Raw genomic sequence first — 13,641 nt, 5'->3', positions numbered from 1 at the left:
TGTCTCCTTTATTTTTTAGCGAAGATCCAATAGGCATTTGCGGTTGCATGCACTTCCGTCATCATATCGAATTCACGGTTGATGTAGTTTTTGGAGGAACTGTCATTGGGATCATTGACTAATACTTTACCTCCAGCCGTTACACCACGAAGGACAATAAAATGTCCGCCACTGGTAAAAAGCCCAGCTCTTTGGGAACTGATGACCGGATGACCTTCAGATAAAGCCTGAAGTACCTGGTTGGGATCACTGGTCTGTGTGACAGTTCCACACCCAAAATGATCGGACGCTGCCTGGAAATAAGACCAGTAAGTGCCGACTCCTGGTTTGTAATAGGAATTTCCGCACCAGGATATTGCATCAATAGGTGTAATGGTAGTGCCTGTAAGATAACTGGCAATCATAGCAAAGCTTGTCGGACCGCATCCGCTGCTGGCGATGGAACCCCCGCCGTATGGAATGTTTCCATAGTCTGTCTGGAGATAGTGTGGAATCTGCATACCGTTTGCGGGATAGCTGCCACCACTGGCAGTAATTTGGTAATACCGAAGGACATGATCCACATATTCTTTATCACCATACAGGTCATAAGGCCAGCTTGGTCTTGCACACATCATATCAGAGTAGGCAATCGCATTTTCCTTGGTATAACCACCGTCACGCTCCATTGCCCAGTCAATGTATGCAGAACCGTAGTTGTAACCCTGAAGAGCCAGTTTAATCCGGTCTAAGTCCGTAGGTCCGGTACAGCCGGCTTTGTCGAGGGCATATTTTAATTCCTGTACTCCACATTCAATGGAGTATTCAGGATCTGTAATCCCATTTGGCACATGGGGATAGCGGGTATTAAATCCACCTTCCGCTGCTTGCATAACATCCAGCCCTCGTCCGCCAGATTCCTGCATCATGACTGCCAGAATTAAATCCACATAATCACTCATACCATATTTCGCAGCAGCTCTTTCTACAGCAGGGCGGTAGGACAATACCTCATCGCTAAGATTGATAGCAGCTACTATGCCGGAAGAAGCAGTACCAAAGAAAGCAGTCAGGTTTTCGGCATAGTTTTTGGCAAGTTCTTTCTGCTTGTCTGTAAGATGGAATACATGGTCTGCAAAATAGGAATCTCCAGCATAAACAACGGTATAGGTGTGTTTCGTAAAAGTAACCGTCTGTGTTTGTGCCTGCCCCTGTTCTGTGCCGGCTTCTCCTTCTGCATCGCCATCAACGGTAACTTCCATGGTAACTGTCTCGGTTGCTACATCATAAGAAAAAAGTCCTTCTTTGTTTTCACGGATGAGTTTCTTTAATTGGTTTAGGTTGATGTTTTTATAGTCATCCTGGCTGGCACAAAATTGTGAAATCAGCAGATTGGCATTGACGGAGATGCTGTATGTATAGGGGTCATTGATGGATGCAGTATCACCTTGTGGAAGACGGGAAATTGCTGCATGGATCTCTGCCAGAATGTCTTCATGGCTTTCTTCTAACACTTCAACGATGGCTTCACGGGAAGCACGGATGTTTTCACTGATCATAGAGTTGCTGTTCAGTACATCGCTTTGTTCGGTCAGACTTCCAAAGATCAGACCAGGGAGCATCACAATAAATAAAACCGGAAGCAGCAGTATGGCGAGAATAACAAGGAGAATTTTAGCGAACTGATTCCGGTTGGCTATGACTGCTCCAATCGCTGCTGAAAAAGGCCCGCCAAGGGCTGCACCATATCCTGCTTTGGAGAAAGTGGCTGCTGTTTTTAAGGACTTTAGGTGAGAAATGGTACTGGAGCCTACATCCATTGCTTCGTCAAGTCCAGAGCGTTCTGTATCCATCACTAAATCCGATCCTTTCTTGGAGGAGTAGGAGGAAGCTTTTGGACAATGGATTCGTTGTAGGCTATCTTTCCATCGCCAGCATCATAAGGAATTTTGGATACCGTATTTTCAGCATACTGTTTGTACCAGGTAGCTCCGTCTACAGATTGAACAGTTTCATAGGTTCCATGGGTAGGAGCCGTATATTGATCGGCATGGTACATAGCAAATTCCCGGCTGTCTCCATTGGAACCGGACTCAACTCCTGTTATCCTGCCGCCGCCAATTTCAACATTGGTATAGGAATGATCTGTTTTATCTTCATTTTGAATTCCCATGTAGGATTGAAATGCAGAAACAGCCCCATCACCTTTGATCGAGCCAACTTGACCATAGTTTCCCTGAGCAATATTGCTGATAACGTTATTGGCAAAATCTCCGCCCTTTTCAAGGGAAGACTGATAGAGTGCATTTCCGATACTTGGTCCTTCGGTATATCCGGTGGCTGCATTTACCGCAGAACGCTCTGTCTGCCTTCCAACGGCTCCGGCTAATCCTCCGGAAAGGAAAGAACTTTGTACTGCAGCACTTCCGGGAGAGGAAGAATGGGAACTACTATGGCTTCCACCTCCATGCCCTCGAAAGGAACTTGCAAGACCTCTTCCGGCGATTAAAAGTTCAGCCATCATATTTCCACCAGTATTTCCAACATTGACTCCCAGACTTGCCATAAAGCTGTCAATCTTTTGAGAAACCTTCAAAAAAGCAATGGCACACAGAAACCAGATAAAGACATTACCGGTGACCGTTTCTTTTCCCTGTGCATCTACAGCTTGCTGCACCTCTGCTTCTGTAAGTTCAGCGGCAAAGACCGGCATGGAAGTTACAAGAATCAGACAAGAAATCAATAGCAGGCTGCAGAGCAGTGTTTTCTTATGTTTCATAATCTCCTCCTTCCTAGAGTGATAAAGGGTTTGCAAGGAATGTTCCGACCATGGAAGTAAACAGCCGCAAACACCAGGCGTTCATTAAAAGCAAAAAGAACTGTCCGCCGAGCATACGGCACCAGCTCTTAAAAACATTTCCGGTAGCCTGGGAAGCACCCGTGGAAAACGCAACAGGTGCGGTGTAGACCAGAACTCCAAGTAGTATGTAACGTTCCGCAGCTTCAAAAAGCAGCTTGATGTAATTCCAGGCAAGGATCAGTACCAGTATGAGGGCAACAATGGCAACAGCACCATTGGCACATACCCCCAGGATTACTGTGATCACAGAATTGAATTTGGCAAATTCCAGTGGTGGAAGATCTTCAGTCAGAATCCAGCTATACGGGGTTCCTGCAATATTCAATAGAAGATCCACGATGTCCTTGGCATAGAATGTCAGGAAAAGGAACATAAATGTCCGCAGTGATAATTTGATTGGATCTTCAGCATCAATCCCTGTCCCCATAAAATAATTCTTAAAAAGCTGCCAAACCCAGTTTAAAAGGATGAGTCCGATAGCCAGTGCCAGAAAAATCTGGTACATTGTTTCCGCTGCTGGAAAATAACGGAGAAAAGTATCCATGGAACATCCCAGTGCACCCAGAACAGAAGTAGTAATCAAATCCAGAATGTTCATGACCTGTTCGGCAATCCATTCTACAATTCCGTCAAGTATTCCCATGACAGAGCCACCTCCTTATCTGCATTATCCATTCCACTGCCCGCCGGCAAAGAACGGTGTAATGTAAGCCATGATAAATCCCAGACCATTGAGAATCGCCCATGTAATGATGATTCGTTTGAGCCATGCCCTGGATTCATCCACGGTTTTTCCAGATTTGGAAAAATTCATCAAGAGCAAAGCAACCGATGCAGTTACAACAGCCGCAATGGTGGAAATCAGAATAATCTGGTTATATACGTCTTTCATGATTTCTGAAGCTTTGTCCCAGATGGTAGCAGCCATAACGGGTTGTACATTACAGGCAATCAGAGTAAAGACAAGGAAGGCAGTATAGAGATATTTGCCATAGTTCCAATGATGTTTCATGCCCGGTGGTGCTTCTTTGTGAGTATGGTTTTTCAAGTAAATGAACCTCCTTCATAAAAAGAGGGCAAAGTGAGATCTTTCACTTTGCCCTGGCTTATAGTTTTCCTGCCTCATAGAAGCTTCCGTCCGGTCAATACGGAGGAACGCTTATTCTATATTTAGTTGTAATACTCCTTTCCATGCACGAAAAAACGCAGCTTGCACCAGAGAAGAGGCATTCCCTGGAAAGCTGCGTTTTCGCTACATACAATTTTGACAGTATCATTTTAACATGGGTAGATTTCCCTGTAAATCGCAGAAGTGTGCCAAGTTGGGACAAAACATAAGAAATAAATATGCCATATAGGAAGAAAAAAGTTCGATTTAGACAAAAAATATGGGCAAAATATAGAAAATATTGTAATGTGGGAAAAACAAAAAATAATCAATTTTCTCAATAAGAGTCTAATTAGAATATATAGTGTTGATTATTATGTGTGGTAGAGTTATGAATTCACTAATCTTGGAACTGGTAGAACAAAATTATCAATCGGGAGGCAGGTTCTATTTTACAGAATAGTGGATCTTAAAGGTTGACTTTATGGTTTAGGAAAAGTATTAAAATGTGCTAATAATTATATTGGAATGGTGAAAATAAATATGATAAGTGTTAAAAAACTAATAGAGTATATTTCCATGGAATCTATTATAAAAAAACGTATAGTAATTCGACTTGATGAAAATAAAAGTTTGACAGAGATACCAGAAGGGATTGTAGAACAAAAATGCTTCTACAAAATTAATTATTATCTTTTTCTATTTATTGCTTTATCAAGTAAACGTAAAAACAAGATCATAATAGATATAAAGCAGATATCAAACTTTATTTGTATTACTTGGTACTATGAATACCATAATAATAAAATTCTATTATCATTATTTTTAAAAATATTAAATAGAAATTTTAAACGAAATGATAAGTACATAGCATATTTAGATAATAAATTTTTTATGTGGCTATGCTGACTTGATTTTTAATTTTATAAAAATTAATGAGGAGATAAAACATTGTATAAATTATTAAAGGATAGTTTAAAAATAAGAAGATACCTTCTAGTAACAATTTTAGTAATACAATTCATATCGGTTATATTATCTACTTTATTACCGTATATGAACGGAATGTTTGTTGATATGCTTATAGACATAAAGAATGTTGAAGAGGTCATAAAATACGCAATAACTATTGCTGGGGTGGGGATTATTTCACTATTTTTGTCATATATATATAACTTAAAAATAATGAAGGTTAAGAATAATATTTCATTTGAAATAAATAGTCGGGGCATACTCCATCTGCAGAAAATTCCTTTAGAGATTGAATATGAACCTACATATATGACGCAACGCTTAAATTCGGATAGTAGAATAGTGGTTGATTTCTTTTTTGATAAAATTATTACTGCTACTATTAATTTATTCGTAATGTTTTTTCTGATAAGTTTGTTATTTTATTTAAGTAAACCGATTTTTGGGGTTACAGGAGTATTTATTCTTATATATATTTTTATTTATTTGCTTTTAAAAGGGGAAATTTATGAAAGAAATTACAAATTTAAGGAAAATCAAAGTGATTTTTTTAATACGTTGAATGAGCAATTAGTATTACGTGAAGAAATTAAAGTGCATTCTATTTTTAATATATTTGGAAAAGTTTTAAATAGCAGTTATAAGAGTTTTTTTTGGCATGCATATAAAGCATATCAAGTTGGACTTCTATTTCAAACATTGGATCAAATTGTTTGTGTGTGTTTCCAAGCAATAACCCTAATATTGGGAGGGGCATTAGTTTTGAAAGGTCAATTATCAATTGGCCAATATACAATAATTAATATATATTTTTTAAATCTTTTAACGCTGATTAAATACTTTTTCGGATTGGGAAAAGAATATCAAGACGTGAAAAGTTCTATTGACCGTATAAATGAAATTTTTAGTATTCCGCTTGAAAATAATGGGACAGTCTGTCTGGAAAAAATAAAAGAAATAGATATAAAGAATTTTTGTATAAGAAATCTTTTTTGCTTTAACGAAAAGCTAGAAGTGAATAATATGTATGTTGTTACTGGAGAAAATGGGATAGGTAAAACAACATTTTTAAAAGGAATGTTGGGATTATTTAATGAATATACAGGGAATGTTTATTATTCAGATGAAAATTTAGGGAAAATAGATAAATTCTATTTAAGGAAAAATAATATATCAGTTATGCTACAGAATGAAAAAGTTCCATATATGAATGTCGAAGAATATTTATGTAAATTTTTGGATAAGAATTCTTTAAAGAAAATTAAAGACGAAATAATACAAATAGGTGGAGGAGAATTATTAAATAAAATTCACTTAGAAGAGCTAAGAAAGAAAAATTTGCAGCAGATTTCAGATGGAGAAAGACAAATAGTTTTATGTTTGAGAACTATTTTGAAAAAAGCAGATATATATTTGTTGGATGAACCTACCACAAATCTTAGTATAGAAATTGCTAATTTATTTTTAGATTTTTTATTGGAAATAAAGAAGAAAAAAATAGTCTTAATAATAAGCCATGACGAAATGGTTATTAATAAAGCTGATATGAAAATAAAAATATCTAAAAATTTAGTAGAGAAGGTGAAAATAATGAAAACGTAGAAATATTGCAGCATTTAGTATTGTGTAGAAAAGTGAAACATTTGCAAGGCTTTATGAATAATTCAATATTATATAAAATTTAGAACACTAAAGTAGTGGAAAGGAGAAAGATGTATTGTGCATCTGTATAATGGGAGATGGGTAAATATTATAAATATAAAAATTTAGAAGAAAATAGGTTCCAGGAATTTGATAAAAGTGATATTTTATCAGGACCATTACACATAGCGATAGATATTACTAATAAATGTAATGCAAAATGTTTGCATTGTTTTAATAGGAGTGGGAACGGATTGTTGCGTAACGAGATTTCAGACAGAGAAATGTTAGAAATATTTAAAGAAATAGCAGTGATAAAACCATTTTCTACATGCTTTTGTGGAGGCGAACCAATGATGAAATATGATTTAGTTTTGCGAGCAACAGAAGTCTTAAAAAATGGTGGAGTCCCGAATATAGCAATGGTTACAAATGGTTGGTTTTTAACTAAAGATAGAGTAATAAGTTTACGAAATGCTGGTCTTACACATATACAACTTAGTCTGGACGGAAAAGATGCAAAAACGCATGAACGTATGAGAGGGATTAATGGAATTTATGAAAAAGTATTGGATGCTTTAAATTTTATTGATGATGCAGGAATTTCCTCGGCAGTTGCTTTTAGTCCGACACAATTTAATATCAAGCAATTTCCAGAGGTAGTTGAATTGCTTCAAAAATTTGAAAATCTAAGGGAAATTAAAGTTCAGCCTTTGATGCCATTGGGAAAAGCGGTTGAAGGAAAAAGTGAATTATTTGCATCGGAAGAGGAATATAGAGAATTAGTTGCATATATCGAAAGATTTAACGCTAAGAGAGATTATAATAACAAGTTTAGAATAGATTGGAGTGATCCTTTAGATCATCTCAGAAGATTTACTACATTAAATTTTAAAAATAATATATTTTCAGAGATAAAGTCAGATGGCAATCTTACAGCTTCAGCTTATATTCCAGTAACAGTGGGAAATCTAAAAAGACATTCTCTAAAAGATTATTGGAAAGCAGGATTAGGAAAAGTTTGGGATATTCCTGTAATTAGAGAACTTGCGGAGTTTGTGGTTTGTATAGAAGATATGAAATACGATTTACAAGAGCTGCCGAAAATTTTTTATGAAGATAATATTGAAATAGATTTAGTAGATGATGATATAATGCATCATCTTGAAGAATTTACACTTGAAAAATTATATAAATAGGAGAGAAAGATGTTTGATAGAAAATGTAAAGATTGCATAGTTTTGAAAAGGATTAAAAATGCTTTTGTTAGAGAAGAACTAAAAAACAGTGAATTGATAATTCAAAATGGTAAAACATACGATGATGCTATTATTATTAATGAGCAAGGAAAGGAAATCTTAGAATTTATAAATAATAAGAGAACAGTAGAAGAAATAATAAATTTAATGATACAAAAATATCCAGAGGTAGAAAAGGACGTGGTAGAGAACGATGTGTATTCTTTTTTATATGAGGGAGAAAGGCGAGAAATTATTAAAGTGAGAGGAGTAGAAAAAATGTATAAAGGACACGACATAAAAAGAATAAATGATTTTGAAATATATAGATGTAGTGAAGGTGATTTAAAGTTAATTTATAAAATTTTAAACGATCAAGATACTATTTTAGATATGAGAGATTATAATACACCTGAAGAATTGTATAATGCAATCAGTATTCGTGCAAAAGTATTTATGTATGTGGAAGATTATTATTTACTTAGAAAAGAGGATGAAATCTATGGAGTTATTAGTATTGTAAATGGAAAAGTTTACATAAATCAAACATCATTTATAGGAAAGATAGTTTTAACGAAGAGTTTCAACCAGCAAGTTTTAAAAGATTTTATTGGCAGTGTTTTAATCAATTATAAAAATGAGGTGAAAAAGGATAGTAAAAAGATACGTATTAGTTTTGAAAATAAAGATACAGAGATATATAAAGAGCTTATTCAGAGCTTAATAGAATTATCTTTTATTAAAGTAGCAGAATTAAAAGATGAACTGACAATTGGACAAGATGTACTAATATACGATTATTTTTATTAAGTCTGTTCCTTGGACGAATTAAACGATAGTATGGTAATACCTTACTGATTGTGAGGAATATTAACCATAAATACTTTTCAGTAGGAGGTGATACGTATGTATGAAAGTCCGGAAATGTACAGTTTGGCTCAAGATGGACAGAGAGGATCTGTAGCAGCCAATACAAATTGGGTAGGAAACGCTGAGGGCGTAGCCAATGCTATAGGATATGCAAATGCGGCTGTTGCAACATTGGCAGGTGTTGCAGTAGTAGTATTAGCAGTTGTTGGAGCTGTATTTACAGTGAAATGATGGTGAGCTAGTGGAGAGAGTTTAGACAGAATATTATTATTGAAATGAGGTTCTTCTAACTCTCTCTGAGTAGAAAAGGAGATAATTATGAGTAATTTAGAAATATTCTTCACACTTTGCATTCCAATTCTGCTTGTTGGATTAGGAATGGGGATGAAAACAAAGACGCCAAAAAAAAATAGGTGGATTGGTTGGAGGACACCTGCGGCAATGAAAAATGAAACCATTTTTAAGAAAGCCAATATATATGCTGGTAAAATTATGTTTAGATATGGATTTGTAATTTTAATATTAACAAGTATAATTGATATTATATTAAGATATGAAAGCATAGGTTCATTTATTACTCCATGGGTTTGTATGGCACAAATAATTATGTGTGTTTTAATGATTAGAAAAATCGAAAGAAAAATTAGAAAGTTTTGAAGTGTTTTATAAGCATGTATAAATAATTATAAGATAAATTGTAATGCAGAGAAAAGTAAATCAAAGGTCTTATTCTTTAAAATGAGTTTAGAATATATAGGACTATTTTGCTTAAGAGATTCTGTTAAACATGATTGACAAGGAGAAAACAATGATAAGAATAAATATAGAAAAAATTAAAAAATTAAGAAATTATTTAGATGATACTTGCTATGACACATTAAACCAAAAAATCAGGCAGCATCAGAATTATTTTTTTAATCCCTTACCAAATGAATATGATAATATTCAATTAGAATTGTTAAAGCTAAAAAAAGACAAAAGAGTATTGTTGAAATTATTATTGCTAGGAGATAAGATTGAATTAAATGAGATTGAAAATACAATTGGTACCGAGTTCCTGAATTTATTGATTGAATTAGGGATTGTTATAAAAAGTGATGGTTATGTTCAGACGGACAGTTATATTATAATTTCCTTTTTGGATAAATATTTTTTAGTGGGATTACCTTATAATAATCCTAATTGCAGGATAAAGGATCCATCTGTTTATATAGGCATGGATACATATAGATTAACAGAGAATATAACATCTAAACGAGTAGATAAAGTTTTAGACCTATGTGCCGGAAGTGGAATTCAAGGAATTTGTGCTGCTAATAAGGCTAATAGTGTTACCTTGGTAGAAATTAATCATAAAACAATTCCCTTTACAAAATTTAACATTGTTTTAAATAATGTTGAGGATAAGGTAAGAGTGAAAGAAGGATCTTTATATGAAAATCTTGGTAATACAACATTTGATGAAATATATGTAAATCCACCTTTTATTGCTGTGCCACAAGACTGGAATTTTCCAATAGCAGGAAATGGGGGAGAAAATGGTTTAGAAATTACATTGAATATTATACGGGGGTATAAAAGGCATTTAAATATCAATGGGCGAGCATATATGGTAGGAGAAGCAATAGGGACAGAAAAAGAACCGTTTTTAATAGATGAGTTACGTACAGAATTAGGCAATGATTTTAAAATAACGGTGATTTTAGATTTTAAATTCTCAATTGAGGCACATTTAAGAAGATCATCTTATGTTGCTATAAATATGGGTAAAATGAATGGTAAAAATGCTGATGAATTGTTTGAAAAATATAAAGACTGGATAAAAAAAGTTAATGCGACTTCTGTGTATAACTATTATTTAAAAGTAGAAAGAACGCAGCCGGCACAGGGAAGCATAGAAGTCATCAATATGACAACCACATGGTCAAAAGATGATGTTCCAGTTTTAAAAAATAATAAAGACTTTCAAATCCAAAAGTTTCCCCAATATTATGCCATTTGTAGAAACGGAAAAATAATTGCGCAGTTAGATGATGCAACATTAACATTTATAAAAAAGATAGATGGTAAATTGACAATAGAAGAAATATATCAAAAACTTTGCGAAGAAAATAAGAATGTAGCAAACTATTTGCCAAGAGTAGAAGCAATAGAAAGCTTAGCGGAAGCGTGTGGAACTTTAAAAGCAAGAAACATTATTGAAAAATGCAATAGAAATTAGCGGAGAGTAGGAATATATGAAAGTATTATATTTATTTTTGCCGGTTCATCCAAAATGTAATACAATTGGAATGCGCTCAATGCCACCACTGGCACTTTATTATTTAGCTACCATTTTAGAAGATAATGGAATTGAGGTGGATATTGTGGATCCGTCCATAATTTCTAGGTCACAATATTTTGATACGAATGTAGAAGCTAAAAAATTTATTGGAAATTTATTTGACAATAAAGAGTATGATGCTATTTTGTTTTCTGCTACAACGGGGAATTGGGGTGTAACCAAAGAAATGATACAACAAATACATGAAGAGTTTCCCAATATACCTATTTGTGTAGGAGGGATTCATGTATCTTATTTTGCAAGATATATAATTACAGGTATGCCGTATTTAATAGCCTTGAAAGGAGAAGGAGAAAAGAATATTGTAAGTGTAATACAAAATGTAAAGAATTATAATGAGTTAAAAAAAATTCCCAACATTGTGTTTTATGATGGGGAACAAGTAGTAGAAACTGTAAAAAATGAATTAATGGAAATCAAGGAGTTGCAGGAAATTAAAAACGTTGACTATTCTAAAGTACCTAAAAATAGTTATGGGTGTATAGGGTTAGAAACTTCTAGAGGCTGCAGATTTAGATGCGTTTTTTGTTCTGTTTTGTACAAACATATATGGAGAGGATTGACGGAGCAATATGTTGTAAATAATATTATGTCTCAAGTAGAAACTATAAAAGAAAAAACAAAAAGTAATTATGCGAAAATATACTTTGTCGATGACTGTTTTACGGCAGATGTTAAAAGAGCTAAGAATATTTTGAATTTACTTTCAAAAAAGAGTTTGGATCTAAGAATATCATTTGAGGCTAGGGTAACTGATTTAATGCAGGTTGGATTTTTGGAAAATATTCCCGAGAAAATTATAGATAATATTCAAATTGGTGTAGAAGCTGGTTACAATGAAGGGCTTAAAAAAGTTAGAAAAGGGATTACTATAGCACAGTTAGAGGAATGTGCGGAACATTTATATGAGTTGGATCTACAAGACAAAGCTTTTTTTTCTTTTATTATAGGATTTCCTTGGGAAACAATTACGGAAATAAAAAGTACAATTTTTACAGCAGCCTATTTATATGATAATTTTAAAATTTTAGCAAATATTAATTGGTTGTGGTTAATGCCTTCTGACTTGTGGGATGAAAGACAAAACTATGGAATAGAGGTTAACGAAAGTATATTTGATGATCCATTATGGTTTATTAATAGAGAATATTTTATGGAAACACATCCTAATATTGAAATAAAGGATATTAGAGCTGTTGAAGAATTGATAAAATATTATGCAAATAAAGGGATACGATTAGCATATACTGGAGTATTGTTTGATTTAGAGTAATATTCAAATGATTTTTTAATAGAGATTTAATCTATACTTCTTATGAGTTGTAGTTGAGGTTATATAATAGGGACAAGAAAATATTTTATAATGTGCGAAAAGTTGGGGAAGTCTAAAACGAGAAGAGTATAAGAGAAATGTTGGCAACTTTCCAGAGCTTGTTTGATAACTTTTGGTGAAAATTCAGTCAGTTAAGGCTTTGGGTTTTTCAGGGTGAATAACCCGTTGTTTCCACCTGCATAGCAGATGCCTGAAACAGGATAAAGCCCATACTCTCCTTAATTACGCTTGCACCTAAAATGATAGATGCAAGCGTTTTACTTTATTTTAGTTTGAGACGTAGGTGCTTAATTTTGAGTAACTTCCAATTTTATCCTTTTATCGTTCATAATGATAGAAAATAGTTTTTTACTCCATCTTGATGTTAAATATTCTGTTTAATAATCCGAGTGATAATTCCAACTGCAACATTCCGTTCTTCATCAATATGTGTCACAACAAAGGACACCTTATCTTTCTTTCCAACGGTGCGGCTGTCGTAGCAACTATGAGCAATGGCGTTGACGCCCAATTCTAACCGGACAAAAACAGTTCCTTTGTGGATGTCTTCCACCGTTCCGGCATATTTTCCCTGTACCCGACAATTTTTCAGATTTTCTTTGCTGGTGTTGCCTTCCACGCTTTTTACATCTGCATGGATGGAGAGCGTTTCAGGGGAATCTCCATCTACGTTCAGAATACGTACCAAAATGTGTTCCCCTACCTGGAATCGCTCCCTGGCATCACCCAGCCAGTCAAAAGACAGATCTCTTGCAAGGATGGAAGTTTCTACACCAAAGATTTCTGCCCGGACTACTTTTTCAGCAACGGCAATGACCCTGGCCTGTACAATACGGTCTTCATGGATTTTAGTCTGCCCGGAAGAGTCCTGATCAAAATAGAAAATCTGACGTTTTTTCAGCATAGCATCTTTCCGGCTGGCAACGATGCTTCTGGATTTGGTATCCAGACCTTTGATAATGAAATCAATTTCGCAGCCAAGCATATTATTCAGAACCTTATTCTGGCGGAGGGAAATGTCACCGTAGTCATGGGCTTCATCTTGGACCAGATTGATCATCATTTCCGAGATAGGGATGACAGCCCGGTAATCCTTATAGTAAATAATTGCTATTAAGCTGCCGGCTTCGGTCTTTTCAATACCGCCCAGAATGCCGGTGAGAATTTTCCGGGTACGATAGGCATTTTGGATGTCATGCCAGATTAAATCCGCTTTTGATTGAGCAGTTTCTAATACAGTATCGGAGTCAAGGGTTAAAATAGGGGTGTTCAGGTTCATTGTTTCGTTTGCCATAA

12 protein-coding genes are annotated in these 13,641 nt (G+C 34.6%); 7 read left to right on the top strand and 5 right to left on the bottom strand.

Going from position 1 to position 13,641, the window contains the following annotated elements:
- Window positions 1-8: 8 nt before the first annotated feature.
- The 4 genes from WKT11_RS07375 to WKT11_RS07360 are packed head-to-tail and all read right to left on the bottom strand — an operon-like array spanning window position 9 to window position 3,887.
- Window positions 9-1,832 carry a lysozyme family protein gene (locus tag WKT11_RS07375; RefSeq protein ID WP_340283526.1) on the bottom strand — a complete coding sequence of 608 codons (1,824 nt, stop codon included), beginning with the start codon at window positions 1,830-1,832 and terminating at the stop codon, window positions 9-11.
- A 2-nt stretch (window positions 1,833-1,834) separates the two neighbouring features.
- Entirely contained in the window at window positions 1,835-2,758 is a 924-nt protein-coding gene (locus WKT11_RS07370) for a hypothetical protein (protein ID WP_025580265.1), read from the bottom strand.
- A 13-nt stretch (window positions 2,759-2,771) separates the two neighbouring features.
- The gene (locus WKT11_RS07365; RefSeq protein ID WP_004223652.1) at window positions 2,772-3,482 is read right to left on the bottom strand and encodes a conjugal transfer protein TrbL family protein; all 711 of its coding nucleotides are present in this window, start codon (window positions 3,480-3,482) and stop codon (window positions 2,772-2,774) included.
- Between the two features lie 24 nt (window positions 3,483-3,506).
- A complete protein-coding gene (locus tag WKT11_RS07360; RefSeq protein WP_330415505.1) occupies window positions 3,507-3,887 on the bottom strand; it encodes a fimbrial protein in 381 nt (126 codons plus the stop codon).
- Between the two features lie 1,011 nt (window positions 3,888-4,898).
- Between WKT11_RS07360 and WKT11_RS07355 the strand changes: the two genes are divergently transcribed.
- The 7 genes from WKT11_RS07355 to WKT11_RS07325 all read left to right on the top strand — a co-directional run bounded on the left by WKT11_RS07355 (window position 4,899) and on the right by WKT11_RS07325 (window position 12,285).
- Window positions 4,899-6,521, top strand: coding sequence for an ATP-binding cassette domain-containing protein (locus WKT11_RS07355; protein ID WP_117942317.1), 1,623 nt, complete (start codon window positions 4,899-4,901; stop codon window positions 6,519-6,521).
- A gap of 137 nt (window positions 6,522-6,658) precedes the next feature.
- Window positions 6,659-7,759, top strand: a complete 1,101-nt coding sequence (locus tag WKT11_RS07350; protein ID WP_117942318.1) for a radical SAM/SPASM domain-containing protein — start codon at window positions 6,659-6,661, stop codon at window positions 7,757-7,759.
- Window positions 7,760-7,768: 9 nt separating this feature from the next.
- Window positions 7,769-8,608: a PqqD family protein gene (locus tag WKT11_RS07345; RefSeq protein WP_117942319.1), complete on the top strand. Its 840-nt coding sequence runs from the start codon at window positions 7,769-7,771 to the stop codon at window positions 8,606-8,608.
- Window positions 8,609-8,704: 96 nt separating this feature from the next.
- The gene (locus WKT11_RS07340; protein WP_117942320.1) at window positions 8,705-8,899 is read left to right on the top strand and encodes a hypothetical protein; all 195 of its coding nucleotides are present in this window, start codon (window positions 8,705-8,707) and stop codon (window positions 8,897-8,899) included.
- Window positions 8,900-8,986: 87 nt separating this feature from the next.
- Window positions 8,987-9,325 carry an SdpI family protein gene (locus WKT11_RS07335; RefSeq protein WP_117942321.1) on the top strand — a complete coding sequence of 113 codons (339 nt, stop codon included), beginning with the start codon at window positions 8,987-8,989 and terminating at the stop codon, window positions 9,323-9,325.
- Window positions 9,326-9,476: 151 nt separating this feature from the next.
- The gene (locus WKT11_RS07330; RefSeq protein WP_173819807.1) at window positions 9,477-10,889 is read left to right on the top strand and encodes a methyltransferase; all 1,413 of its coding nucleotides are present in this window, start codon (window positions 9,477-9,479) and stop codon (window positions 10,887-10,889) included.
- Between the two features lie 16 nt (window positions 10,890-10,905).
- Window positions 10,906-12,285 (top strand): B12-binding domain-containing radical SAM protein, encoded by a 1,380-nt coding sequence (locus WKT11_RS07325; protein WP_118064627.1) that lies wholly within the window; start codon window positions 10,906-10,908, stop codon window positions 12,283-12,285.
- A gap of 424 nt (window positions 12,286-12,709) precedes the next feature.
- On the opposite strand, the gene WKT11_RS07320 is transcribed toward WKT11_RS07325, so the two are convergent.
- Window positions 12,710-13,639: an RNA-binding protein gene (locus WKT11_RS07320; protein ID WP_117942325.1), complete on the bottom strand. Its 930-nt coding sequence runs from the start codon at window positions 13,637-13,639 to the stop codon at window positions 12,710-12,712.
- Window positions 13,640-13,641: the final 2 nt, after the last annotated feature.

Origin of the sequence: Blautia sp. HCN-1074 (assembly GCF_037890165.1) — a bacterium.
Lineage (GTDB): Bacteria > Bacillota > Clostridia > Lachnospirales > Lachnospiraceae > Blautia_A.
Note: the sequence above shows the minus strand (reverse complement) of the source record. Positions and strands in the feature narration are given on the sequence as shown.